We start from the raw sequence: 25729 nt of genomic DNA on the forward strand, positions 1-25729 counted from the left end.
GACATTTTTCCTCATTTCAATAATTTTTGTGCTTTTTGCGTATTGGCAAAGTGGAGTTTGGCAGTTTGGTTGAGTCCTGCCATGCCATAGTCTTTTAAGATGCTTGCTGCGACTTGGTCGGATTTACTGCCCGCACCAGACGGCAAATTCCTCCCAACTAGTTGACCAAGCTGGACAAGATTTTCTAAAAACATGCTTCTTGCAATGATAGATGATACTGCCACAGCCAGATACTTGCCCTCAGCCTTTTCTTCCAGAGTGACGGGGTTGGCAAATTGGTTAGCTTCCTTCTTCAAGTACTTTTGATAGTTTTGACTGGAAGTGAAGGCGTCGATGACAATCTTCTCAGGCTGCACTCCCCTTTGCAAGAGTAGGAAAATAGCCTGATTGTGTAGGGCGACCTTGACAGACACCGCATTGTAGCCTTGCTCGATGACTTCGTTGTATTTTTTCGGTGACAATAGCAGAGCTTGGTGGGGGATTTTCTCTTTTAAGAGAGGAGCGATTTGGCAGATTTTTTGGTCTGTCATTTTCTTTGAATCATCTACACCAAGCGACTTGAGAAAGGCATGGTCTTCTGGGCGGACAAAACTAGCAACGACTGCCAAACCTCCAAAATAAGACCCGTTTCCAACCTCATCGGTACCAATCATGGGCAGGTTTTGACCAGGACTGGTCGCCTGTCCAGAGCTTTCTGGCTCATAGCCCCAGAGCACTGCTTCCTGCTCTGCCATTTCCCCCTGGAAAACGACCTTTCCAGAAGTATAGATGGAGAGGCTGGCTCCATTCAGTTTGAAAAAGGCGCTGATATAGGGATTTTTACTAGGTGCCTGATAAGCAGAGTAGTGACTGGCCATTTTGGTCGCTTCTTGTGGAGAGACCTTTAGTACGACTGTATTCATGTTTTTATTGTATCACAAAAGCTGGTTAGAGTGTGCAGAAAAAGGTGGTTTTTACTATAATAGTAGGAGAAAGTGAGGAAGACGATGGAAGAACAAGTACAGTATAAGTGGGCGACTCTGGGAACAGGTGTCATCGCCAACGAATTGGTTCAGGCCTTGCAGGCAATGGGAGGAAATCTTTATTCGGTAGCCAACCGTACCTATGACAAGGGTGTGGAATTTGCGCAAAAATATGGCATCGAGAAAGTTTATGAAGAAATCGATCAAGTATTTGAGGATCCTGAAGTAGACATTATCTACATTTCTACGCCTCACAATACCCATATCAATTATTTGAGAAAGGCTTTGAAGGCTGGAAAGCATGTCCTCTGTGAAAAATCTATTACGCTTAATTCAGAAGAATTAGCAGAAGCCATTCAACTGGCGGAGGAAAACCAGGTCATCCTGGCAGAAGCCATGACCATTTTCCACATGCCAATCTATCGTCAGTTGAGCGAAGTGGTGGCCAGTGGCAAGCTGGGAGATTTGAAGATGATTCAGATGAACTTTGGTAGCTATAAGGAATATGACATGACCAACCGCTTTTTCAATAAGAACTTGGCAGGTGGTGCCCTCTTGGATATTGGTGTCTACGCTCTGTCCTTTGTCCGTTGGTTTATGACTGAAAAGCCAAATCAGGTTTTATCTCAGGTTAAATTGGCTCCGACAGGTGTAGACGAGCAAGTAGGTATTTTGCTCAGTAATGATGCGGGTCAAATGGCGACCATCGCCCTGACCCTCCATGCCAAACAGCCAAAACGCGGAACGATTGCCTACGATAAAGGCTACATCGAGCTTTACGAGTACCCACGTGGTCAGAAAGCAGTCATTACCTATACTGAAGACGGTAGCCAAGAGGTAATCGAAGCGGGCGATACAGCCAAGGCTCTTTCTTATGAAGTGGCAGATATGGAAAAAGCTGTCGCAGGCATCGAAAACACCATGCATCTAGCATTTACCCAAGATGTCATGGACATCATGACCCAACTTCGTAAAGAATGGGGCTTGGTTTATCCTGAAGAAATGTAGGTTTTTGACTAATCCGAAAATAGAAATGAGAGTGAGTTAGTAGCCAATTGTTGGATTACTGCCTTACTCTTATTTTTTACTTATACTCTTCGAAAATCCAGACGTTGTTGACTTGATTTGGTGAACGTTAGTTCTATCTGGATCTGCGTTTCCGAGTCTGTTTTTGATGTTCATTGAGTATTATCTAATAATATGACAGTCAGATGACATTTATATTGATTGTGTGACAGAAAAGTCCTAAGATTACATAGTGGAGACAGTTTATTTAAAAGAACGGTTGAAGGCTTGTTTTTCAGATTTGATTTAGGTAAGATAGAACCATCTCAAAATAAAGAAGGAATAAGATTATGAAACGTAAGAGAACAAATAAACCACAACATATGCGTCGCAAGAGAAAAACACCTATCATGAAAAACAATAAGAAGATGTTATACACATCTTCATTGGCTCTTTCCCTATTTAGTACAGGGATGATTTCGACAAATGTTTTAGCCATCGAATGGGCTCCACGTACTGTTTCTGAAATTAGCCCAGAAATTGTACAAGAAGAAGGAAAGATGACCTATACTGTTCAGTATGGAGATACCTTATCTGCCATCGCCTTAGCTATGAATATTGATATGGACTTGCTGGCGAAAATAAATCAAATTGCAGATGTCAACTTGATTTTCCCTGATACGGTACTGACGACGACTGTTGACCAAAACAATCAAGTGACTCAGGTTGAGATTGAAGCTCCTGTTCAGGGAAACACAAATGAGACCGTTCAGGCAACTGTTGACCTAACAACCAATCAAGTAACGGTTGAGGATACGGTTGTTCCCTTGGATCAAATTTCATCAGTTACCGACTCAGCACCTGTAGAGGAAGTTGTAGAACAGCCTGTAGCAGAAGCACCTGTAGAGGAAGTTGCAGAACAACCTGTAGTAGAAGCGCCTGTAGAGGAAGTTGTAGAACAGCCTGTAGTAGAAGCACCCGTAGAGGAAGTTGTAGAACAGCCTGTAGTAGAAGCACCTGTAGAGGGAGTTGCAGAACAACCTGTGGTTGAGGCACCTGTAGAGGAAGTTGTAGAGCAGCCTGTAGTAGAAGCGCCTGTGGAGGAAGTGGTGGAGCAACCTGTGGTTGAGGCACCTGTAGAGGAAGTTGCAGAACAACCTGTAGTAGAAGCACCTGTAGAACAGCCTGTAGTTGAAACTCCACAAGTGACAGCCCTATCAACCACTACAACAAGTACAAGTGCTTATGATGTCGGTTTGCAACCTCAGGTAGCAGCCTTCCGCGCAGAAGTGGCAAATGCCTTCGGTATTACTTCTTTCTCAGGATATCGTGCTGGCGATTCTGGCGACCATGGTAAAGGCTTAGCCATTGACTTCATGGTACCACAAAGTTCAGCACTTGGGGATCAAGTAGCAGAATATGCTATTGCCAATATGGGTGCGAAAAATATTTCCTATATTATCTGGAAACAACGTTTTTATGCTCCATATGCAAGTATTTATGGACCTGCATATACTTGGAACTTGATGCCAGACCGCGGAAGTATTACTGAAAACCATTATGACCACGTACACGTGTCATTTAATCCATAAAATAATTATAGCCAAACTCACGGTGAGCTTGGCTATTTTTGCGTGCTTATTAATTGGAAGGTATGGGATACAAGTTTCTTATCTTATCTCCAGAACTTGTCATAGCCCTTCTTCTCATCCATGTTAAAGGTGATGATAGTGCGGAGCAGGTCCCAGTTGACCTCTTGGTCTTCTCTGATTTTGAAGAGGTTGGAAGTCGCTTCGTAGCCCGCCTCCTTGATGTCCTTGGCAAAGGTTTCCATAGTAACCGTTTCAGGTGCAATGGAAATATGAGCCTTGGCAGCAGAGAATCCAATGATAAAAGTTCCGTCCATGATAAACATGGGCTGGTTCCACTTGATTTCTATGGTTAGACTTGGAAATTCCTGCTGGATTTGATTGAAAATGCCTTCTAGTTTGCCCTTCAAGACAGGATTGTTGACCTTGTTTAAAAATTCTTGGAGCATGGGTGTTCCTTTTCTTTTTTATTTCATTCTATTATAAAAGAGGAGCTAGCTCCTCTTCATTCATTATTTTACCAAAATCGCCAAGGCTTGATAGGGTTTCAAGGTGATTTTCTTACCTAGTTTATTGTCAGGGTAGTTGCTGATGAGGACTTGGCCGTGGGCGTAGTCATCTTCCAGGTCTAGTTCAACCTCTTCTGCGAAGAAATTGTTGAGGACCAGTAGTTTTTCGCCGTTTAGCAAGCGTTCAAAGGCATAGACTTTCTGGCTGTCCTTGTAGGCGGCCTTGTAGTCCCCTTCTGAGATGAGGGGAAATTCTTTCCGCAGGCGAATGAGTTCTTGGTAGAAGGTAAAGATTGGGCCTGTTTTTTCCTGCTCAACGTTAATCGTTTGGTAGGATTTGCCAGCCTTCAGCCAAGGTGTACCTGTTGAGAAGCCTGCATTGTCAGAAGCGTCCCATTGCATCGGGGTGCGGGAATTGTCACGGGACTTGGCCTGGATAATCTTGAAGGCCTGCTCAGGCGTGTGACCTTGGTCCAAGAGCATCTGGTAGGCATTGATAGACTCCACATCGACATAGTCGTCCATGCTATCGTAGTCAGGGTCAATCATGCCGATTTCCTCGCCCATATAAATGTAAGGCGTGCCGCGTGATAGGTGGATAGAGGCAGCCAGCATGGTTGCTCCTTCCTTGCGGAAATTCTCCACATCAACAAAGCGGTTGAGGGCACGAGGTTGGTCGTGGTTGTTGTAGAACAAGGCATTCCAGCCATTTCCAGCTGACATCTCCTCGCCCCAAGTGTGGAAGAGGCGTTTGAGTTCTTCAAAGTCAAAGTCCATAATGGTCCATTTTTGACCGTCCTTGTAGTCCACTTTCAAGTGATGGAAGTTGAAGGCCATGGACAATTCTTCCCGCTCAGGAGCTGTGTAGAGAATGCAGTTTTCAATGGTAGTGGCAGACATTTCCCCAACGGTCATGAAGCCTTTTTCTGCTCCAAAAGTAGCATTGTTCATCATCTTGAGGTAGTCGTGGGTGATCGGGCGGTCGGTGTAGGCTGGCTTGCCGTCGTTGATTGGGCAGTCTTCGAGGACTTCATCCTTACCAATCAGGTTGATAACGTCGAAGCGGAAGCCTTTGACACCCTTTTCTTTCCAGAAATTGACCACCTTGAAGAGTTCTTCGCGGACATGCGGATTGCGCCAATTGAGGTCGGCTTGGGTCACATCAAAGAGGTGAAGATAATATTTCCCAGTATCGCCAAAAGGTGCCCAGGCATTGCCGCCAAACTTGGAAACCCAGTCAGTTGGTTGGTCACGAAGGATAAAGAAATCCTGGTAATATTTGTCGCCAGCCAAGGCTTTTTGGAACCATTCGTGGTCTGTCGAGCAGTGGTTGAGAACCATGTCCAGCATGAATTCGATTCCCAATTCTTTTCCGACAGCTACCATTTCTTCAAAATCAGCCATGGTGCCAAAATCAGGATTGACAGCTGTATAGTCTGAAATGTCATATCCGTTGTCCCGTTGCGGACTTGGGTAGAAGGGATTGAGCCAGATCATGTCAATACCTAGTTCTTTTAGATAAGGGAGTTTTTCAATAATCCCACGCAGGTCGCCGACACCATTGCCGGTCGTGTCCTTGTAAGATTTGGGGTAGATTTGATAGACGACTTTGCGTTTGTCAATGGTCATGATATGTTTACCAATTCCTTTCTTGAAAATGATGTTATCAACGGCAAAGAGTTGGGGTCACCAACTCTCTACACATATTTTGTTTTATTTTATGCTTTTGTTGCTTTCAAGACAGCTTGGCCACGTTCTACTGAACGAGGAAGCTCTCCAAGAACCTCTGTGTTGAAATCAGTTTGGTTGGTCACGATAACTGGTGTTTCAGCAACAAGACCAGCAGCCTTGATGACATCGATGTCAAAGCTAATCAATTTATCACCAGCTTTTACCTTGTCGCCTTGTTTGATGTGAGCTGTGAAGCCTTTGCCTTCCAATCCAACAGTATCCATACCGATGTGCATAAGGAGTTCAACTCCGTTCGCAGCAGTAATACCAACAGCATGATTAGTTGGGAAGAGGACGGATACTTCACCGTCAACTGGAGCAACCAAGATACCTTCGCTTGGATCAATAAGGACACCCTGTCCCATGACACCTGAAGCAAATACAGGGTCAGTAGCTTGTGACAATTCTTTGGCTTGACCAGTAAGTGGGCTGATCAATTCGATAGCAGCGCCAGTTTCAACAACTGCTTCAGCTAGGACTACAACTTCTTCAACAGTTTCTTCTTTTTTTGAAAATGCACCTGTACGTTTGAAAACAGCTGTCAAAATCATTGGGACAACAATCGCAACAATCATTGTCATAAAGAATGCACCCCAGTATTCAGCCTTGATAGACAAGATACCTGGAAGACCACCGATACCGATAGAAGCAGCTTGGATGTTGAATGTTACAGAGAGTAAGCCTGCGATACTTGAACCAATCATAGCAGCTACAAATGGGTAAACGTATTTCACGTTGACACCAAAGAGGGCTGGTTCAGTAACACCAAGATATGCAGAAATCGTTGCAGGAAGAGAAACTTGAGCTTCTTTTTCATTGTGACGATTCATGAGGAAGTAGGCAAATACTGCAGAACCTTGAGCGATGTTAGAAAGAGCAATCATTGGCCAGAGACCAGTACCACCAGTATCTGCAATCAATTGAGTATCGATCGCATTGGTCATGTGGTGAAGACCAGTGATAACGAATGGCGCATAGAGGGCACCGAATACCGCACCGAAGAGCCATTTAACTGGTCCAGTCAAACCAGCCAATACGATAGTTGACAACCATTGACCGATTGTCCAGCCGATAGGACCAAGGACAGTGTGGGCCAAGATAATCGCTGGAAGAAGTGATAGGAATGGTACGAAAATCATAGATACCACTTCAGGAATCACTTTACGCCAGAAGATTTCTAGATAAGAAAGTGCCAAACCTGCAAGGAGGGCAGGAATAACTTGTGCTTGGTAACCGATACGGGCAATGCTAAATGCGCCGAAGTTCCAAGACCATTCGCTAGCGATGGTCGCTGCGTCTGTACTTGGTACAGCATATGCGTTAAGCAACTGTGGAGACACCAAACAGATACCAAGAACGATACCAAGGATTTGTGACGTTCCCATTTTACGAGATACAGACCAAGTGATACCTACTGGCAAGAAGTGGAAGATGGCTTCACCTGGCAACCAGAGAAAGTGATTGACCCCATTCCAGAAAGGAGAAACCTGAACGATGGTGTTCCATACAGGGTTACCGTCAGCGTCAAAGACCAACTGCCCGTCTTTCATGGCTTGTCCAAGCCATTCCATCTGAACGCCTTCCAAAACGTTACGGAAACCGAGAATCAAACCGCCGACGATAAGCGCAGGGATGATTGGTGTGAAGATTTCCGCCAACATGGTCATAACACGTTGGATAGCATTTTGGTTACTTTTAGCGGCTGACTTAGCAGCTTCTTTTGATACGCCTTCGATACCAGATACCGCAGTAAAGTCATTGTAGAAGATTGGTACATCGTTGCCGATGATAACTTGGAACTGACCAGCGTTGGTGAAGGTTCCTTTTACTGCTGGAATGTCTTCGATGACTTTGACATTTGCCTTCTTGTCATCTGCAAGAACAAAACGCATACGTGTCGCACAGTGTGTTACTGCATTGACATTCTCTTTTCCACCAATAGCATCTAGGAGCTGTTTGGCTTCTTTTTCAAATTTTCCCATATATTTTTCCTTCTAGACGGCTTATGGAATCCGCCACTCTATATTTTTTGGCATACTTAAAATTATATGTCTAAATTTTGAAATTTGTACGGACAAATTTCTTTTGTGTTATCATTGTATCCGATTTCAAAAAATAATGCAAGCGTTTTTACTAACTTTTTTTAAATTTTGAAATGAATTTTGTTATAATGTTGATAGTTGTATGTTATTTGACAGATGAATTTGCGAGGAAATGATGAAAAAATACCAAGAAATTTATAATGATTTAAAAGAAAAAATCCGTACAAATACGTATCCTGCGGGAGCGTCTTTGCCAACGGAACAGCAATTACAAGAAGAATATGGGGTCAGCAGGGATACGGTAAGAAAGGCCCTTTCGATTTTGACTGAGGGAGGTTTGATTCAAAAAGTGCAAGGGCGTGGTTCAATGGTCCTTAAGCAAGAAATTCTCAATTTCCCAGTTTCAGGGTTAACTTCCTATCAGGAATTGACAAATGTTCTCCAGCTTTCTACCAAGACAGATGTTGTCAGCTTAGATATGATTACCGTTAATAGTAGCCTTTCGCATTTAACAGGCTTTGAGCCGTATAGCAAGGTGTGGAAAGTTGTCCGTACACGTTCGATTGACGGTAAGGTCTCCGTTGTGGATACAGATTATCTTGCTGTCGATGTCGTGCCAGAGTTGACAACTGCTATTGCTGAAAAATCCATTTACGAATACCTGGAAAATAAGTTAGGCCTTGATATTGCTTATGCACAAAAAGAGATTACGGTAGAGCCGACCAGTCGAGAAGAGCGCGATCTAATGCAATCGAAGGATGATTATTTGGTCTTGATTAAATCTCGTGTCTATCTCGGTGATACCCAGCAATTCCAATATACAGAAAGCAAGCATAAAATTGACAAATTCCGCTTTGTAGATTTTGCTCGTAGAAAGCATTCTTTATAGGAGAGATTAGCCAAATCAAGTTTTTTACGCTATAATAGATAGAAGAAGAGGTAAGATATGGCAAACTTAAATCGATATAAATTTACATTTGGCGAGAAGCAATTAACCTTGACAACTGAGCATGATAATTTATTCATGGAAGAAATTGAGCGTATTGCACAGGAAAAATACCAAGCTATCAAAGAAAAGATGCCGACGGCGGACCCTGAAACCCTCGCGCTTTTGTTGGCAATCAATGCTCTATCCGTTCAACTAACACGCGAGATGGCATTTGAACAAAAGGAACAAGAACTTGCAAGCGTCAAAGAAAAGGTCTTGAAAAAGAATGTGACCTTGATTGACTTAGATGAGCTTGAGGACAAGGTATGATTTCATTAGCAATTATTCTCATTTTGGCATGGAGTTTCTACATTGGCTACAGTCGTGGTCTAGTTCTACAGGCGTTTTATAGCATGGGAAGTATTATTGCTATGGTGGTTGCGACGGCTACTTATAAAAAATTGGCATCCTTCCTTTATCTCTGGGTGCCATTTGCCAATGCGACTCAGGGGAGCTCCAACTATTATTTTGATGAGAAATATCTCTTTGACCTAGATATGGTATTTTATGCGGGATTGGCCTTTCTTTTGATATACGTCTTGGTTTACGCTATTGTGCGTTTCATAGGAATATTTGTCCATCTATTAGAGGCTTTTAATCCTGATACAAAAACGACCAATCTCATAAGCGGTGCCTTGGCTGTCTTGGTGACTTTTATTTCTCTTCAGATTGTGATGGTCTTGCTATCAACTATTCCGTTAGCGATGATTCAAGATAAATTGCACAGTAGTTTTCTTGCCAACATCATGATTCAGTACACACCATTCACTAGTAGCTTTTTAAAATCTCTCTGGTTGAGTAATATAGCAGGGTAAGGGAGACCTTATCCTTTTTATCGTCATTTATACTCTTCGAAAATCAAAATAGGACGTTGTTGATTTGATGAGTGGGAGTGGGAAAGAACTCGACTGTTCAAAAAAGAGTTCGTCAACAGGTCTTTATTTCTAGTTGTTGAGCTGAAACAGTCTATTCCCAGACATCAATTTATGTTAGCTGACTGCCGTCAGCTTGTATCTCCCACTTTAAAAGGTCTCCCAGACCTTTTAAACTCCCGCCCCCGCATAGCTCTAAAGGTTCTCCGAACCTTTAGAGCAAGTCTGATTCTGATTTTCATTAAGTATTAGTTGACTGTTATCCCCTTAATGTAAGAGACTGGGAAAGACTATATTTTTATCTTATTATTGTTTTGATAATGAGATAAAGCTAAGGAAAAGACTAAGTAGGAACATATGAATAATAAAATTATTGAAACCCTTGAATTTCACAAGGTAAGACAAAAAATTGAGCCCTATCTCTTGACGGAACAGGGCTTTGAAGAATTACGACAGTTGGAGCCTATGGTGGAAGTCCATCGTATCCAACAGGCCTTCGACGAGTTGACAGACATAGCGCAGATTTTTGTGGAAAATCCCTATTTCAGTCTGGCTGCTACTAGTGACATCGGTCCAGCCATGCGTCGTTTGGAATTGGATACAGACCTCAATATCTCAGAATTATTGGCAGTCAAGCGAGTCTTGGAAGTTTCTAAATCTCTCTTGGATTTTTATGGAAATCTGGAAAATGTCAGTCTTAGCCAGCTGGATAAACTCTTTGAGAAGATTGAGCTTTTTCCACATTTACAAGGCTCCCTCCAGTCCATCAATGATGCTGGTTTTGTAGAGGATTTTGCCTCTGAAAAACTAGCCCGTATTCGAAGAAAAATCCGTGAAGCTGAAGACCAAGTTCGTCAGGTCATGCAGGATATTTTGAAGACCAAGGGGGATATGTTGTCTGATAGCATTTTGGCTAGTCGTAATGGGCGCAATGTCCTTCCTGTCAAAAATACCTATCGCAATAAGATAGCAGGGGTCGTCCATGATATTTCCGCTTCTGGCTCGACCGTTTATATTGAACCTAGAGCGGTTGTTGCGCTCAATGAAGATATTACCAATAGCAAGGCAGAGGAACGTCATGAAATCAGTCGGATTTTGCAAGAGTTGTCCGACATGTTGCGGCCTCATAGCGGTATTATCCGCAACAATGCCTGGGTGATTGGGCATTTGGATTTCATCCGCGCCAAACACCTTTTTGCACGAGATTACAAGGCCGTCGTCCCAACGATTTCAGATAAGCAAGATATCGCTCTGCTCAATGTCCGCCATCCGCTCATTGCTGAGCCTGTACCAAACGACCTTTATTTTGGTAGTCAGTTGACAGCCATCGTGATTACAGGTCCCAACACGGGTGGTAAGACCATTATGCTCAAGACCTTGGGATTAACGCACCTTATGGCTCAGTCTGGTTTGCCTATCCTGGCTGATAAGGGTAGTCGGGTGGCCATCTTCAAAGAAATTTTTGCGGATATTGGTGATGAACAGTCTATTGAGCAGAGTTTATCAACCTTCTCTAGTCACATGACCCACACGGTACAGATTTTAGCGGAGGCGGATCAAGATTCCCTTATCCTATTTGACGAGTTGGGAGCTGGGACCGATCCGCAGGAGGGTGCGTCTTTGGCAATGGCTATTTTGGACGACCTTCGTCTGCGGGGGATTAAGACCATGGCAACCACCCACTATCCTGAGCTCAAGGCCTACGGGATAGAAACCTCTGGTATTGAAAATGCCAGCATGGAATTTGATACCAATAGCCTGCGTCCAACCTATAAGTTTATGCAGGGTGTTCCTGGTCGCTCCAATGCCTTTGAAATCGCCCGCCGTCTTGGTCTATCTGATATTATTATCCAGTCAGCCCAGTCTTGGACAGATACAGACAGCGATGTGAACCGCATTATCGAGAAATTGGAAAGTCAGACGGTTGAAAGTCGCCGTCGTCTAGACAAGATTCGGGATGTAGAACAAGAAAACTACAAGATGAACCGAGCCCTTCGTAAGCTCTATGACGAGCTCAATCGTGAGCGGGAAAATGAGCTCAACAAGGCACGTTTGGAAGCCAAGGAAATTGTAGATATGGCATTGGCAGAAAGCGAGGAGATTCTTAAAAATCTCCATGCTGCAGCCATTCTTAAGCCACACCAGATTATCGAAGCCAAGGCAGAGCTGAAAAAGTTGGCGCCTGAAGTGGTAGATTTGTCTAAGAACAAAGTCTTGAAAAAAGCTAAAATTCAGAGGGAAGCCAAGGTGGGCGATGACATAATCGTAACTGCTTATGGACAACGCGGCACCTTGACCAATCAGCTCAAGGACGGGCGTTGGGAAGCTCAGGTTGGCTTGATTAAGATGACCTTGGCCAAAGATGAGTTTGAATTAGTCAAGGCGGAAAAGGCAGAGCAGCCTAAGAAACGCCAGGTTCACACGGTCAAGCGTGCCAATGTACGAGGACCAAAAGCCCGCTTAGATCTACGTGGCAAACGCTACGAAGAGGCAATGATGGAGCTGGATGAATTTATCGACCAAGCTCTGCTCAACAATCTGGCCCAAGTCGACATTGTTCACGGTATTGGTACAGGGGTTATCCGAGAAGGGGTGACAAAGTACCTTCGTCGTAACAAGCAGGTCAAGGAGTTCGGCTACGCCCCACAAAATGCAGGTGGCTCAGGCTGTACTATTGTGACCTTTAAGTAAAAAAGTAAAGCACTTGCAAGTTGCAGGTGCTTTTGAATACAGTTGCAAAACTAAAAAAAAATAGTAAAATAAAATGAGGAGGTCTATATGATTATCAGAAAATACCAGCCAGCCGATGAGAAGGGCTGGGTTTATTGTAAGGCACTCAGCTATCTCTTTTCCCCATTTTTTGACGATAGAGAAACTGAAAAGCCTGAACTAATGAAAGATGTTTATGATTATCGTGTGGAATGGGTGGCAGAAGTGGACGGGCAAATCGTTGGTCTAATCGACATCGATATTTACACGGAAGAGTGCAGCCTGTCTTATATTTACGCACCAAGTAAGCGAACAGCTTATTTTACTAACCTAGCAGTTCACCCTGATTTTCAAGGGCAGGGCATTGCACAAGCGCTTTTTGAACAGGCAGCGAATGAATTGAGAGAGCAAGGTGTACAGAAACTAGCTATCTTTACCAGAGAGGACGATGCTGCTAACCATTTGTATCAGAAATGGGGTGGGCAGCTAGTGTGTTCAGATTACCTAGTCATCGGTACCCCAAAAGACACACCTTATGTCCGTTTTGGTGTAGACCTTCCCAATGCCAAATTGGCCCTTACAGATGAAGCAGGGCAACCAGCCCCCTACTATCTCCGAGAAGGTGTCTATGTAGTCAGCGAGGAAGCCGACCTGGAGCTCTTTGACATTGAAGATGCCTATCAAGAATTAACCTATGTGGTGGATTTGACAGAAAAAAGTTGAAAATCTTTTTATGATGAACTGAGCAAGTGGAAGGAATGCTCAGTTCTCTCTCGTATTTTTGTGGTTCAGTTCGGCTTATCCAATTTGTTCTTGCGTTTGAAATTTTCATAGGTATATTTACCTAATTTTATCTCCGTAGCAAAAATTCGCATTCTGTTTTCTTTTGGTGTAGAATGATAGTAGAAAAACAGAAACGGAGAAAATTATGGTTCAAGTTATTACAGATGCAAACTTTGAAGTTGAAACACAAGAAGGCGTAGTCCTTGTTGACTTTTGGGCACCTTGGTGTGGTCCATGCCGCATGCAAGCACCAATTTTAGAGCAATTAGCAGGTGAAGTGGATGAAGATGAATTGCGCATCTACAAAATGGATGTTGATGAAAATCCAAACACAGCCCGTCAATTCGGTATCATGTCGATCCCAACCCTTTTGTTCAAAAAAGATGGACAAGTTGTGAAACAAGTTGCTGGTGTTCACACCAAAGACCAAATCAAAGCAATCTTGGCAGAGATTGGTTAATTGAAAATGTAGACAAGTAGTGAGCTCAGATTCGCTGCTTGTTTTTTTCACAACTGAGAATATGTTCAAAAAGTCAGATTGTGAAGAATGGCACAAGATGTTATAATAATCTTATCATTGTCTTTTAGAAAGGTTATATATGACAGTCATAAGCTATAAACCATTAAATCTTTATCGTCAGTTTAAAACAGCAGCTCAAGAGTTTCCAAATGTTGCCATTTATTTTGACAAACCCTACGCATCCTTTCCTGAATTAGGATTGGAAAATACCTATCAAACAGTTTTTGAGGCCATTCAAAAAAGAGCTGCCCAATTTGCAGTAGCAGGTATTGGTTATGGGGATAAGGTAATTCTATATAAGAGTCCAGCTTTTGACACCTATTTGTTAGCAGTAGCGGTAACGGCATTGGGTGCTGTTCCTGTTATGATTTCCTACCATTTGCCATCTTCAAATTTAGATGTGTTTGCGGAGCGATTGGAAAAGTCTTTCATTGTCTACGACCAAGAAACGGAAGAACGTGTAGCAGGAATGACTCGAACTGACCTGGTCACAAAGGTATTTTTACCCCAAGTCCTAGTGCAAGAAGCAGTTGCTTTTGAAGAAAATCTCCTGCCAGAAGATGTCATTCAATACATGACCCATACTTCAGGAACGACAGGTGTTCCAAAACTAATCTGCCACACAGCACAGACCATGGGCTGGCGAGTAGCTTGGCAACAAACTATTTTTGACAAGATGACGGAGAGAGGCTTACTGGCTTTCCATATCTCTCCTGTTCATTCGCGCTATAATATCGGCGTGTCGTCGGCGATTGGGCTAGGATTCCCCCTCTACCCGCTTTCTTCTGCAAGAAAAGATGATGTTGAACGGGCGCTTGCTCTTCATCGTCCAAGTGCTCTGGAAACCCATCCTAACAACTTTGTCCAATGGACAAGATTGGCCAAGGAAAAACCAGAGGTCTTTAGTAGCATTCGTTATTACCATTCAACCTTTGATGCCATCAATATTGGTACGCTTCGCGCCTTCTTGGAGGCTTCTAAAATGCAACATCCAGTCTTTATGCAGGTTTATGGTCAAAGTGAATGTGGTCCAATGATTTTACGTTACCATCGTTTGGAAAATCTAGGAACAGTTAGTGGACGAGATATGGGGATTGGTCTGGAAGGTTACACAGAAGCACGCATCACAGATGCCCAAGGGAATCCTCTCCCAGCTGGAGAAAACGGACATATCCAGTTCCTGTCAAAAGGCCGTGCTGTGACCTATTATAAAGAAGATGCCCGTTTCCAAGATAATGTGTACGGTGCTTGGTGGGATAGTGGTGACTACGGCTGCATGACTCCAGAGGGGACACTTCTTCTAAAAGACCGTCAGGTTGACCTCATTGAGCACATCGACAGCAATCTTGCCTTGGAAGATTTATTGCTGGATAAATTGGACTTTTTATCAGAAGTCGTGATTATCCGCGATGTCAATGGTGCACCGCAGCCGATTATCGCTCTGGCAGAAGATGCTGAGATGAACTGGGAAGCTTGGTGGGCTATGGTTGCAGATCTACCACTATTGAAAGAACCCATCTTGATGGCTTATGACGACATTCCACGTACTGCGACCATGAAGGTTCAACGCCTCAAAATGGAAGCAGAAATGAAAGAAAAAAATCTGTAAGGGTGACGAAACCACGCTTGCAGATAAGAAGGAGTTCACATGAAAGAAATTTATCTAGCAGGCGGTTGTTTTTGGGGAATGGAAGGTTACTTTTCCCAGATCGATGGTATTCTCGACACCAGCGTTGGCTATGCCAATGGACAGGTGGAGACGACCAATTATCAACTCCTCAAACAAACAGACCACGCAGAAACGCTCTATCTAGCCTATGATGAGACTCGTATCCATTTGCGGGAAATTCTCCTCTACTATTTCCGCGTCATTGATCCCTTCTCTGTCAATCAGCAGGGGCCAGACAAGGGGCGCCAGTATCGGACTGGTATCTATTACACAGATGAGGCTGATTTGCCGACCATCGAGCAGGTCATGACGGAGCAGTCCCAGCTCTTTGGCGGACGCCCCCTAGCCGTTGAAGTGGAGCCACTCGCGCATTACATCCCCGCCGAAGACTACCATCAGGATTATCTCAAGAAAAATCCCCAAGGGTACTGCCATATCGATCTTGCACAGGCAAAAATCCCTCTGATTGATGTTGCAGACTACCAAAAGCCAGACCAGCAAGTCTTAAAAGACAGCTTGACCGACCTCCAGTATCAAGTCACTCAAGAAGCTGCGACGGAAAGACCCTTCGAAAATGAGTTTTGGAATAGTGACCAAGCTGGCATCTATGTCGATATTACGACTGGTGAGCCCCTCTTTCTCTCGACGGACAAATTCGACTCAGACTGCGGCTGGCCCTACTTTACCAAACCCATCAGCAAGGAAGTTGCGACTTATTTCCAAGATCTCTCCCACGGCATGAACCGCATTGAAGTTCGTAGTCGGGCTGGACATGCTCATCTAGGTCATGTCTTTGATGATGGTCCGCGTGACAAAGGCGGTCTCCGTTACTGTATCAACTCAGCAGCCCTTCGTTTCATACCGAAAGAGGAAATGGAAGAAGCAGGATATGGACTGTTTTTGGAGTTGCTTAAATAAATTTATGAACGCAGAAAGTCTATTCGCAAAGAATAGGCTTTTTGTGTATTAAAATTGTATGTTCAGAAAGATAATTTTGATATAATAATCTGTATAGAGATTTTTCTTAAGGGACATATATGGAAAGGTTATGAAAATGATTCTTAGTAAACGTTTTAAAAATAGAAGAAAGGAACTTGGCTTTACTCAAAAGGAACTTGCAGAGGGAATTTGTGAGCAGAGTTTGATTAGTCGAGTTGAAAAATTAGGAGTTGCTCCTACATCGGATATATTATTTGCCTTATCACAACGCTTACAGGTGTCTATGGACTATTTTTTTGATGAAAGTGTATCAGATAAAGCGCCTGATATTACGGTATTTAAACGATTGGTGGACAAAGCTTTGTTCACTCGTTCCTATGATCAACTGGCTTATCTTGTAGAGGCAGAGAAGCAGAAAGAAGCTGTTCATTCGCAGGAAAGCAGTGAATATTTAACTTATCTGGCTTGTATAGTGGACTTCCATCATTATCATAAGGAAGATACTGCAATTGTACGTATGGAAGAACTTAGTCATCGAATCAGTAAGACATCTAGTTTTTATCTTGATGTATACAATAGCTTGGTTAATTTTTATGCCTTGACTTCTCGAGATGAGGATTTAGACGGTTTGTATGAGGGGATTTCAGAAAAGCTTAGCCACTTGGATATATCAAACACAGAGAGTTTTCATAAGTATATCAAGATTCGCTACAATCACGCTCACTATCTTTTTAAAAGGAAGAGGCAGTCACAGGCAATTGATGAATTGACAGACCTAATCGAAATCTTGCGAGACAAGAAGAGTTGTTATCTTTTGGCAGATACGCTTTGTTTAATCGCAAATGTCGGAGAGGGATTTTTGTCAAAAGATGAAATTCTCTCCTACTATCGAGAAGCGGAATGTCTATTCAAATTTTTTGGTCCACAAAATAGTTATCTTAGTTTGAAAGAATATCTATCGAAAGATATTTAATAATCAAGTATAGATTCTTTTATAAAAATAATTAAAATAGGTTGAAAACTAACTGTTAATATGTTAAGATAAAGTAAAAAGCTATATCAACGAATGTTTGAGAACATGTTGATTTTGGTTACGGGTTCTAATGATAGGGAGGTGGTGGAGTCCACCTCCTTTTTGTGCAAATGGGGTTCGTTATGAAAAAAGTATTTACTTATTTATCCACTTTTAGCATCTGTCTCTTCTGTATATGGTTAGTGAGTCTGCAACTCGATTCTTTAATTTATCATTACTATCCATCGGTTTCCATATTAAGTCGTGGGGAAGAAGTGACCTATGAAGAAGTGTCGGATGCCCTGACAAATTTAGCTGAAAAGGAAAATAGTCTAATTGCTAAGACAATAACAGAAACAGATGATAGTGGGCGAACTACTACCAGTTATGATGTTTTTGGGAAGGGGGAGCTTCCACAGGGCTTGGTCAAAGCGGATAGGTTAGTAGCTAGTCAGGCCAACTTAGCTGAAAATTACTATGTTGTAAAAGGGAATCTGGACATCAAAGCGGTAGAAAATGTCTTACAGTCACTAGGATTGGTGGATAGTTATACTTACAGACCGACCCTATTAAACAGTTTAAGTCTATTTCTTGGTAGGGGAGCTCCGAGCTTAGGCCTTATTATCTTTATACTCACAAATCTTGCATTGACAGTAGTTGGGCAGATTGTCTACTTGCGGTCAGCAGGGATAGAGATACTTTCAGGTGTGAGGAGTTGGCAGATTGCTAGTCGTTTTTTAAGAGTGGATGGAAGAGATATAGCATTGGCTACAGGAGGGGCGCTTGTTTTTGGACTGATTGCTATTTTAATTTTGGGTTGGCCAATGGTATATTATCGTTTTGTAGCAATCGGTATTGCCTTTTATGCTTGTTTGCTTTTGTTCCTGTCTTTATCGACAAGTGTTGGATTCATGATTGCATTAAACATTTCTCAGTTACAAAAGCTAATTAAGGGAGCTTTGCCTCTCAAGGCGATTTTTGCTATTTTACTAATAGGTCAGTGTTTAGCGGTTTGTATCATCTCTATTGGTGCTAGTCGAACGTTGACATATGTTGGAGTCCTCCATACACTAACGATAGGAGAAAAGGCTTGGCAAGAAAGACAAGATGTTTTTAGTCTGTCTTTGAATCGTGAAGCATTCATAGCTGATGAAGCGATGGCTCAGCAACAAAGAATAGCTTGGTCTCATGTAATTTTAGAATCATATGCGAAAAATAATGTAATGTTAGTCCAGCACCATTTACGGCATAACACAATAAAAGAACATACCATCATTGAATCCAGCAAGGAAATTCCTCTAGAAAGGGTGCTGTATGTGACGCCGAATTACATACAATCAGAAGGTGGTCGGTACGATTTCAATCAGCTGGAAGAGATAAGGCAATTAGGTAAGGGAGAAATTGCTTTATTATTACCAAAGAGTTTGCAAAATGATGCGAGTGTTTACCAAGCGTATTTTGAGGACATGGTAGGGAAATTGCTTGCGGATGGAGAAAGATCCCTAAGTTTGCATTCAAATGTTTATTACATTTCAGACGAGAAGCGATGGTTCATTTACAATCGCACACCTATAAATTATGAGCAATTTTTACAGACTCCGTTGATTGTTGTTCTATCACCTGAAAGCTTTGAAGAAACGTCCTATTTTTGGGAAAATGCCTTACCAGATTTTGTATTTTTCAAAGATAAAGAGATGCTGGAACAACTGTTGGACAAATACAATTTACAAAACACAATAGGTAGCTTGTTATCTAGCAAGCAACAGTACAACATCCTGAGAAAAAATGTTCAACTTGAAATTCTTATGACCCTATCTCCGACAATCCTTGGAATATTCACTTCCATACTATTGTTCAATACGATGAATCTTCTATACTTTGAGACCTTCAAAAGAGAAATAGCCATCAAGCGGATAGCAGGGATGCGTTTTATCGAATTGCATGGTTCTTATCTAGGAGAACAAGTCGGCTCCGCTCTTGTTGGGATGGGTTTGGCAATGTTTATGACAAAGTCAGTTATTGTTAGCCTAGGAGTAGTTGTGGCTCTGTTGATGAATAGTTGGATGTTACTGAACAATCAAGCGAAGAGGGAAGAAAAAATCCAGTTGAGTGTATTAAATGGCAGATAGTTAATGAGGTGAAGTTAGAATGAAAGGAAAATTTGTACTTGTATCGACGATCATTCTATCCGTCTTTATGATTTGGTTGGGAGTTAGCCAAAAGGAGACTATGCTAGTTTATTACTATCCTTCTGTGACCACCTTGTCGGTCTCTGAGGACGTGACGTATTCAGATGTACGACAGCGATTAGAGGACTATTCACAAAGGACGGATAGTGTCATTGCTAGACGAGTGATTGAGCCAAGTACATCAGGTGGACGTACCTTTTCCTATGACAATTTTAGTCAGTCTCCCCTGCCGAGAGGACTAGAGGAATTTCGGGCATCAGAAAAGGTGGAGTCTGCACTCCTAACCAAATATTTTATTTTCCAAGGAAAAGCAACGGCAGAGGAACTTCGTTCTCTTCTTGTCTCGCTTGGCTTTGACGAGGTTCAGATTCGGAAGCCTTCGACTATTGCTACTTTACTCGCATTTCTGACACAAGGTGGTCAATTCTTAGCCATACTGGTCTTTCTCATTACCTATATGGCTTTGGTCGTGATTGCCAATGTAAGGCAGTTGCGTACAGCAGGTATCCGTTTGATTGCAGGAGATTCACGTTGGCATTTATTTCTACTATCTCTACAGGAAAATGCGAAAGAGATAGCTCTAACTATCCCATTTGTGGTTCTTCCAGCAGTTGGACTGGCATGTCTCATTGGATTAGATGGCTATTCTGTCTACTATCTGGTCGCAGCTCTAGTGGGCTATCATTTCTTGCTTGGTTTGATTGTCCTTTTTTTCGCTGCTACATTTACCTTGGCCATTCGGACCTATCACTTTTTACCCTTGTTAAAAGGGAAGATGCCCCTGCAAGGAATCCTGACCATTATGGTTATGGGGCAAATGCTGGCTCTACTGGTGGTGTCATTGGGTGTGGCTCAAACCGTCTATTATTCAGGGATTTGGCAGGAATACCAAGTAGGTGCCCAGCAGTGGGAGAATGAAGGGGATTACTATAGTTTAGCTTGGAATATTTCTGCGGATGGTCGCTCAGGACTAAATTCGCCTGAAAATTGGTACCCTTTACTAAAGCAAGCTTTGGAGGAAGACGGCGCGCTCTTTGTCAAAAGTAATTTGAATGCCTATTTAATGGGCTCCCAACTGGAAGATGGGACAAGTCTTGACAGCTACCATCCAGCAGGCAACACCCTCTACGTTAGTCCAAATTATTTGCAGATACAGGATGTAGACTTGTCGGACGAAGCATTACCTTCTCTACAAGAAGATGAATTTCAGCTTCTCTTACCTGAAAAACTGCGTCCAGAAAGCGATACTTATCTCCATCTTTACCAAGATTATATCAATCGTATGGTTAGACCTGCTAATCAAGCAAGTTCAGCTACCATTAAGGGAAAAGTTGCCTATTTAAAAGATGGGCAGAAGCAATTTATCTACAATCATCGTTCTGGTCAACATGTGCAATACCTGACAGACCCTATTTTAGTTGTGCTGGCACCGTCAAGTCTGGGAGAGGAATCTGCTGATTTTTGGTTGAATGAAGTAGATAGCAGTATGCTATTTAAAAACAGAGATAAACTTTTACGTGAATTGAAGGAAAGAAATCTGTTTCAGTTTGTCAATGAAGTGAAAAGTAGCTCCTCCCTCTTTACGGAACTTTTAGACCGTATTCGGATAGAGACCATTTCAACCTCTATGGGTGCTATTTTGGGTATCGTGACATCGATTGTTTTGTTTAATACCATGAATCTCTTATACTTCGAAGAGTTTAAACGTGATATTTTTATCAAAGAAATTGCAGGAATGGATTTTTGGTGCATTCATCAGAAATACCTAACGGTTCAGCTAATGGCCCTTTTATTAGCCTTGGGAGCGAGTATAGTAGTAACAGGTCACATGTTCATAAGCAGTATCAGTTTTGCCTTGTTTATGGTCAATGCTCTCTGCTTATTGAGGTGGCAGACAAGAAAAGAAGGAGCTTGGAATATCCGTATTTTGAAAGGAGCCTAGTATGTTTTCTATCCAATCAATTCAAAAGAAATTTGGGAAACGTAGCTTGTTTTCTGATGTAACGCTAGACTTGCAGGCTGGAAAGGTTTATGCCTTGATAGGTGCCAGTGGTAGCGGAAAAACGACCTTGCTGAATATTTTAGCCAAGTTGGAGTCCTATGATGCAGGTGACATTCTCTACAAGCGGAAGGATTTGAAAAAGTTGAAGCCCCATCTCTTTTTTAGGGAGGAATTAGGCTATCTCTTTCAGAATTTTGGTCTTTTAGAAAGTCAGACAATCAGAGAAAATCTGGATTTGGGACTGATTGGTCAGAAATTATCTAAAGATGAAAGGAAGTTGAGGCAGGAAGAGGCACTTGATGCAGTTGGTCTGTCTTATCTGGACCTGTCCCAGCCTATCTATGAACTCTCAGGAGGAGAAGCCCAGCGGGTAGCTCTTGCTAAAGTCATTCTGAAAAATCCTCCATTGATTTTAGCAGATGAGCCAACTGCTGCCTTAGACCCTAAGAGCTCCCAAGAAATTATGGATATTTTGTTATCCTTGAAGAGCCCAGATCGGCTAATTGTGATTGCGACCCATAATCCTTTGATTTGGGAGCGAGCAGACCTTATCATAAAAATGGAAGACTTGTAAAAATTCATACTCTATCAAAATTATCCGTTGTCAAGAGCCTTGATGAGTGAAAAGCTCCGGTGGAGCTTTTCAGCCTGTTACCTTGAAACAAGACAGTAACAGAGTTCTATCTTCGGCTTCGTTTCCTAGGCTACTTTTGATTTTCATTGAGTATCAGAAAATATTCTTGATTTTTTCGTGAAATTAGATTAAAATAAAATTAGATAAAACTGAATAACCGGTTGATATTGGGTAGAAGGGAAACTGACTGTTCAATGGACGGAACTCTGGAGAGACCATTTTGGCACCGAAGGGGCAAGGTAGTTCTGCTTGGAAAAGTAGAGCTACTGAAACTCTCAGGTAAAAGGACAGAGCGTTGAAAAATAGGCTTTTTCTGTATTTTTCACGTTGATTCTAGAGGTTGAAGGGTTCAGCCTCTTTTTGTTTTTCCAGCAGCTTTATCGGATTAAGAATTATGCTTAGGAGGAACTATGTTAGAACTATTTAAGGCTATCAACAATCTTGTTTGGGGACCGCCTCTCTTAATACTTTTGGTCGGTACGGGTGTTTACTTTACACTCCGTTTAGGGATGTTTCAAGTTAGCAAGTTACCAACCGCCTTTCGTCTGATTTTCTCCAGTGACCAGTCTGGACAGGGAGATGTGTCCAGCTTTGCGGCCCTTTGTACAGCTTTGGCAGCGACAGTTGGTACAGGAAATATTGTCGGAGTTGCGACAGCTATTACTACAGGTGGTCCTGGGGCTCTTTTCTGGATGTGGGTAGCGGCCTTTTTCGGGATGGCAACCAAGTATGCGGAAGGATTTTTAGCCATTAAATACCGTACCAAGGATGCCAACGGCCAAGCAGCAGGTGGGCCTATGCACTATATCACCTTGGGGATGGGACAGAAGTGGAAACCCTTGGCTGTTTTCTTTGCTGTCTCAGGTGTCCTCGTAGCGCTTTTGGGGATGGGGACATTTTCACAGGTTAATTCGATTGCATCTTCCATGTCTTCGAGTTTTGGATTAGCTCCCCAGTTGGTCAGCATTGTGACCGCCATTTCAATTGCTTTCTTTATCTTTGGGGGAATTGAAAAAATCTCGGATGTTTCGACCAAAATCGTTCCTTTCATGGCGATTTTATATATTTTGGCAAGTTTGATAGTCTTGTTAGTTCACTGGAATGAACTGTTGCCGACACTTGGTTTGGTTCTGAAATCTGCCTTCTCACCTGCAGCAGCAGTAGGTGGCTTTGTAGGGGCAACTGTAAAAGAAGCGATCCAACGTGGTATTGCGCGTGGGGTGTTTTCAAATGAATCTGGTCTAGGTTCGGCGCCTATCGCAGCTGCAGCAGCCAAATCGGATAATCCTGTTGAGCAAGGTTTGATTTCGATGACAGGTACCTTTATTGATACCCTTATCATCTGTACATTAACTGGATTAACGATTTTGGTGACGGGTCAGTGGACGACAGAAGGATTAGCTGGTGCCCCTCTGACTCAGGCGTCTTTCGCAAGTGTTTTCGGTCAGCCTGGTGCTATAGCCCTAACTCTTAGCCTAGTCCTCTTTGCCTTTACGACTATTTTGGGTTGGTCATATTATGGGGAACGTTGTATTGAATTCCTCTTTGGAACCAAGTCTATCTTGCCATACCGTCTAGTCTTTGTAGCCATGGTTGCATTAGGTGGTTTTCTCAAGATTGACTTGATTTGGACTATCGCAGATATTGTGAATGGGCTTATGGCTCTTCCAAACTTGATTGCCTTACTAGCTCTATCTCCAATCATTATCAAGGAGACACGTCAGTATTTTGCAAAGAAGAAAATAAGATAAAAGACAGTCGTTTGGCTGTCTCAGATTGAAGAAAAAGTCCATTTTGGACAATTTTCTTCAATCTTTTTTCTTTATGTTGAAAATAAAAAACTCTCAGAAACGCGAAATATCAATGTTTCTAAGAGTTTAATGACTTGCTATCTTTCGCAAACTTCTTCAATTTTTAATATTTTTAGGAGTTTGTCTACGTTCTAAGTCAGCCACTTGGCTGTCTTTTTGTTCTTTTAGGATGTTTTCTGCTATAATTATCTCATGAATGATTTTATTACCAAGTATTTGTCTCAATTTAATATTGAGGCCATTGTGACAGCAGGTCTAAATAAGGTTTTATCGCTTGTTTTACTCTTTGTTGCATTTTACATTATCAAGAAGATAGCCAAAGCTTCTGTGAAAAAGGTTTTGGTTCCCTCTCTAAAGGTATCTACACAAGACATTGGTCGTCAGAAGACCATCAGTCGTCTGGTGGAAAGCATCCTAAATTACCTACTCTACTTTATCCTTATCTACTGTATTTTGAGTATCCTCGGTTTACCGGTATCCAGTCTTCTTGCAGGAGCCGGGATTGCTGGGGTAGCTGTTGGGCTGGGAGCACAAGGTTTTCTCTCAGACTTGGTCAATGGATTCTTTATCTTAATTGAACGACAGTTTGACGTCGGAGATGTGGTTAAGTTAACCAACGGGCCCATTACCATTTCAGGAACCATCGTTAGCATGGGAATCCGAACAACACAAGTACGTGATGCAGATGGGACATTGCATTTTATTCCCAATCGCAACATTCTAGTGGTGTCCAATCAGTCAAGAGGGGACATGCGTGCTCAAATCGATATTCCGCTCAAATTTAATACCGATTTGGAACAAGTCTATCGCGTAATAGAAGAGGTCAATTTGAGAGAAATCAGCAATTTTGACCAGATTACAGGTGTGACTGTATTAGGTCCCCAAAACGCTATTTCGGGACAGTTTGTATTTCGTATTAATCTTTTCGTAGCTAACGGTCAACAGAACAAGATCTATCACCAATTCTTTGGTTTTTATCAAGATGCTCTGCGTCAAGCAGGAATAGATTTACCTTCAAGTGGACCAACTGTTTTAAAATAAGGAGTTTATTATGCAAACAAAAGATTTTGTCGTTGAAAATGGGCAGATGTATTATAAGAAGAAACCCTTGCACAAACAGACTCTCTTTTGGACGACCATTGCTGGCGCCGTTCTCTCCTTTATCCTAGGAGTAACCTGTTTTATTTTTATGATTGGCCTAAGCGCAGCAAATTTTGATAATTGGGATACAGGTAGTGACGGATACATTGACGAGACTGTGGAATACACGGAGTATCAAGTTGGTGACTCAGTTGATTTTTCTAACGGTCTTCATGTAACCGTAACGTCGATGGGCAAAGACGATAGCGTAGAACTAGTAGATAGCTACTACAGCACAGCTTATGTTGTTGAAATGGAAGTTGAAAATTCGACCGCAGAAGAACTCTATTTTGATGAATACTATTTCAGTCTCATGGACCCCGTTAGTCAGACTCCCTTTTCCCTAGATTTACGGACCTACGATGTGAATCTAGTTGAAAAGTTGAAGCCAGGAGAGAAAGTACAAGTAAAACTTATCTACGGTATAGATAATGAAACAAACTTTGGTTTTACCTACGAAGATGCCATGTGGACGGAATTAGTCGCAGAAGGTATCTAATCGCTGTAGAAAAAGTTTTAAATACTGCACAATTTTGTGGGTTTATAACACTCCTTGGTTCAGATTGTTCGGCTTGATAATCGACCTATCTGTTATTTTTACGTTTTAAAAAGGGAGTGGGAAA

21 protein-coding genes and 1 riboswitch are annotated in these 25729 nt (G+C 42.3%); of the genes, 17 read left to right on the forward strand and 4 right to left on the reverse strand.

Going from position 1 to position 25729, the window contains the following annotated elements; all coding sequences use genetic code 11:
- Nucleotides 1-11: 11 nt before the first annotated feature.
- A complete protein-coding gene (gene rnhC, locus SST62_RS0108265; RefSeq protein ID WP_029186964.1) occupies nt 12-902 on the reverse strand; it encodes a ribonuclease HIII in 891 nt (296 codons plus the stop codon).
- Nucleotides 903-986: 84 nt separating this feature from the next.
- Between rnhC and SST62_RS0108270 the strand changes: the two genes are divergently transcribed.
- Nucleotides 987-1970, forward strand: coding sequence for a Gfo/Idh/MocA family protein (locus SST62_RS0108270; RefSeq protein WP_029186965.1), 984 nt, complete (start codon nt 987-989; stop codon nt 1968-1970).
- Between the two features lie 347 nt (nt 1971-2317).
- Nucleotides 2318-3559 (forward strand): LysM peptidoglycan-binding domain-containing protein, encoded by a 1242-nt coding sequence (locus tag SST62_RS0108275; RefSeq protein WP_029186966.1) that lies wholly within the window; start codon nt 2318-2320, stop codon nt 3557-3559.
- An 83-nt stretch (nt 3560-3642) separates the two neighbouring features.
- Here the strand turns inward: SST62_RS0108275 and SST62_RS0108280 are convergent, their stop codons facing one another.
- From SST62_RS0108280 to treP, 3 genes are all read right to left on the reverse strand, one after another.
- Nucleotides 3643-4005 carry an iron chaperone gene (locus tag SST62_RS0108280; protein WP_029186967.1) on the reverse strand — a complete coding sequence of 121 codons (363 nt, stop codon included), beginning with the start codon at nt 4003-4005 and terminating at the stop codon, nt 3643-3645.
- Between the two features lie 63 nt (nt 4006-4068).
- A complete protein-coding gene (gene treC, locus SST62_RS0108285; RefSeq protein WP_029186968.1) occupies nt 4069-5694 on the reverse strand; it encodes an alpha,alpha-phosphotrehalase in 1626 nt (541 codons plus the stop codon).
- 89 nt (nt 5695-5783) lie between these two features.
- Entirely contained in the window at nt 5784-7778 is a 1995-nt protein-coding gene (gene treP / locus SST62_RS0108290) for a PTS system trehalose-specific EIIBC component (protein ID WP_029186969.1), read from the reverse strand.
- A 235-nt stretch (nt 7779-8013) separates the two neighbouring features.
- On the opposite strand from treP, the gene treR reads away from it, so the two are divergent.
- The 15 genes from treR (at nt 8014) to SST62_RS0108365 (ending at nt 25605) form a co-directional block, all read left to right on the forward strand.
- Nucleotides 8014-8727 (forward strand): trehalose operon repressor, encoded by a 714-nt coding sequence (gene treR, locus SST62_RS0108295; RefSeq protein WP_029186970.1) that lies wholly within the window; start codon nt 8014-8016, stop codon nt 8725-8727.
- Between the two features lie 57 nt (nt 8728-8784).
- On the forward strand, nt 8785-9096 hold the full coding sequence (locus tag SST62_RS0108300; RefSeq protein WP_002935948.1) for a hypothetical protein: 312 nt from the start codon (nt 8785-8787) through the stop codon (nt 9094-9096).
- Nucleotides 9093-9641 (forward strand): CvpA family protein, encoded by a 549-nt coding sequence (locus SST62_RS0108305; protein WP_024383140.1) that lies wholly within the window; start codon nt 9093-9095, stop codon nt 9639-9641. Before SST62_RS0108300 ends, SST62_RS0108305 begins: the two co-directional genes overlap by 4 nt.
- Nucleotides 9642-10055: 414 nt before the next feature.
- The gene (locus tag SST62_RS0108310; protein WP_029186971.1) at nt 10056-12389 is read left to right on the forward strand and encodes an endonuclease MutS2; all 2334 of its coding nucleotides are present in this window, start codon (nt 10056-10058) and stop codon (nt 12387-12389) included.
- A gap of 87 nt (nt 12390-12476) precedes the next feature.
- Nucleotides 12477-13130 (forward strand): GNAT family N-acetyltransferase, encoded by a 654-nt coding sequence (locus tag SST62_RS0108315; protein ID WP_029186972.1) that lies wholly within the window; start codon nt 12477-12479, stop codon nt 13128-13130.
- A 205-nt stretch (nt 13131-13335) separates the two neighbouring features.
- Complete coding sequence (gene trxA / locus SST62_RS0108320; protein ID WP_002941035.1) at nt 13336-13650, forward strand: thioredoxin; 315 nt, start codon at nt 13336-13338, stop codon at nt 13648-13650.
- Between the two features lie 139 nt (nt 13651-13789).
- Nucleotides 13790-15319, forward strand: a complete 1530-nt coding sequence (locus SST62_RS0108325; protein ID WP_029186973.1) for an AMP-binding protein — start codon at nt 13790-13792, stop codon at nt 15317-15319.
- A gap of 39 nt (nt 15320-15358) precedes the next feature.
- Nucleotides 15359-16297: a peptide-methionine (R)-S-oxide reductase MsrB gene (msrB, locus tag SST62_RS0108330; RefSeq protein ID WP_029186974.1), complete on the forward strand. Its 939-nt coding sequence runs from the start codon at nt 15359-15361 to the stop codon at nt 16295-16297.
- A 136-nt stretch (nt 16298-16433) separates the two neighbouring features.
- Nucleotides 16434-17291, forward strand: coding sequence for a helix-turn-helix domain-containing protein (locus SST62_RS0108335; RefSeq protein WP_032499410.1), 858 nt, complete (start codon nt 16434-16436; stop codon nt 17289-17291).
- Between the two features lie 182 nt (nt 17292-17473).
- Nucleotides 17474-19459 (forward strand): DUF1430 domain-containing protein, encoded by a 1986-nt coding sequence (locus tag SST62_RS0108340; protein ID WP_029186976.1) that lies wholly within the window; start codon nt 17474-17476, stop codon nt 19457-19459.
- A gap of 19 nt (nt 19460-19478) precedes the next feature.
- Nucleotides 19479-21461 carry a DUF1430 domain-containing protein gene (locus SST62_RS0108345; protein WP_029186977.1) on the forward strand — a complete coding sequence of 661 codons (1983 nt, stop codon included), beginning with the start codon at nt 19479-19481 and terminating at the stop codon, nt 21459-21461.
- 1 nt (nt 21462) lies between these two features.
- Nucleotides 21463-22095, forward strand: coding sequence for an ABC transporter ATP-binding protein (locus SST62_RS0108350; RefSeq protein WP_029186978.1), 633 nt, complete (start codon nt 21463-21465; stop codon nt 22093-22095).
- Nucleotides 22096-22351: 256 nt separating this feature from the next.
- Nucleotides 22352-22456, forward strand: a riboswitch (glycine riboswitch).
- A gap of 109 nt (nt 22457-22565) precedes the next feature.
- Nucleotides 22566-23906: an alanine/glycine:cation symporter family protein gene (locus SST62_RS0108355; protein ID WP_029186979.1), complete on the forward strand. Its 1341-nt coding sequence runs from the start codon at nt 22566-22568 to the stop codon at nt 23904-23906.
- Between the two features lie 252 nt (nt 23907-24158).
- The gene (locus SST62_RS0108360; protein WP_029186980.1) at nt 24159-25007 is read left to right on the forward strand and encodes a mechanosensitive ion channel family protein; all 849 of its coding nucleotides are present in this window, start codon (nt 24159-24161) and stop codon (nt 25005-25007) included.
- 10 nt (nt 25008-25017) lie between these two features.
- Complete coding sequence (locus tag SST62_RS0108365; RefSeq protein ID WP_029186981.1) at nt 25018-25605, forward strand: DUF4352 domain-containing protein; 588 nt, start codon at nt 25018-25020, stop codon at nt 25603-25605.
- The last annotated feature ends 124 nt before the right edge of the window (nt 25606-25729 follow it).

It is taken from the genome of Streptococcus suis YS56 (assembly GCF_000440115.1).
In the GTDB taxonomy this organism is placed as follows: Bacteria; Bacillota; Bacilli; order Lactobacillales; family Streptococcaceae; genus Streptococcus; species Streptococcus suis_L.

Coding starts and splice junctions, on each gene's coding strand:
- SST62_RS0108355 (WP_029186979.1), top strand. CDS start 22,566: ATGTTAGAACTATTTAAGGCTATCAACAATCTTGTTTGGGGACCGCCT.
- SST62_RS0108275 (WP_029186966.1), top strand. CDS start 2,318: ATGAAACGTAAGAGAACAAATAAACCACAACATATGCGTCGCAAGAGA.
- SST62_RS0108360 (WP_029186980.1), top strand. CDS start 24,159: ATGAATGATTTTATTACCAAGTATTTGTCTCAATTTAATATTGAGGCC.
- treP (WP_029186969.1), bottom strand. CDS start 7,778: ATGGGAAAATTTGAAAAAGAAGCCAAACAGCTCCTAGATGCTATTGGT.
- SST62_RS0108335 (WP_032499410.1), top strand. CDS start 16,434: ATGATTCTTAGTAAACGTTTTAAAAATAGAAGAAAGGAACTTGGCTTT.
- SST62_RS0108345 (WP_029186977.1), top strand. CDS start 19,479: ATGAAAGGAAAATTTGTACTTGTATCGACGATCATTCTATCCGTCTTT.
- SST62_RS0108280 (WP_029186967.1), bottom strand. CDS start 4,005: ATGCTCCAAGAATTTTTAAACAAGGTCAACAATCCTGTCTTGAAGGGC.
- msrB (WP_029186974.1), top strand. CDS start 15,359: ATGAAAGAAATTTATCTAGCAGGCGGTTGTTTTTGGGGAATGGAAGGT.
- SST62_RS0108325 (WP_029186973.1), top strand. CDS start 13,790: ATGACAGTCATAAGCTATAAACCATTAAATCTTTATCGTCAGTTTAAA.
- SST62_RS0108315 (WP_029186972.1), top strand. CDS start 12,477: ATGATTATCAGAAAATACCAGCCAGCCGATGAGAAGGGCTGGGTTTAT.
- SST62_RS0108310 (WP_029186971.1), top strand. CDS start 10,056: ATGAATAATAAAATTATTGAAACCCTTGAATTTCACAAGGTAAGACAA.
- SST62_RS0108340 (WP_029186976.1), top strand. CDS start 17,474: ATGAAAAAAGTATTTACTTATTTATCCACTTTTAGCATCTGTCTCTTC.
- rnhC (WP_029186964.1), bottom strand. CDS start 902: ATGAATACAGTCGTACTAAAGGTCTCTCCACAAGAAGCGACCAAAATG.
- SST62_RS0108365 (WP_029186981.1), top strand. CDS start 25,018: ATGCAAACAAAAGATTTTGTCGTTGAAAATGGGCAGATGTATTATAAG.
- trxA (WP_002941035.1), top strand. CDS start 13,336: ATGGTTCAAGTTATTACAGATGCAAACTTTGAAGTTGAAACACAAGAA.
- SST62_RS0108300 (WP_002935948.1), top strand. CDS start 8,785: ATGGCAAACTTAAATCGATATAAATTTACATTTGGCGAGAAGCAATTA.
- SST62_RS0108305 (WP_024383140.1), top strand. CDS start 9,093: ATGATTTCATTAGCAATTATTCTCATTTTGGCATGGAGTTTCTACATT.
- treC (WP_029186968.1), bottom strand. CDS start 5,694: ATGACCATTGACAAACGCAAAGTCGTCTATCAAATCTACCCCAAATCT.
- SST62_RS0108350 (WP_029186978.1), top strand. CDS start 21,463: ATGTTTTCTATCCAATCAATTCAAAAGAAATTTGGGAAACGTAGCTTG.
- SST62_RS0108270 (WP_029186965.1), top strand. CDS start 987: ATGGAAGAACAAGTACAGTATAAGTGGGCGACTCTGGGAACAGGTGTC.
- treR (WP_029186970.1), top strand. CDS start 8,014: ATGAAAAAATACCAAGAAATTTATAATGATTTAAAAGAAAAAATCCGT.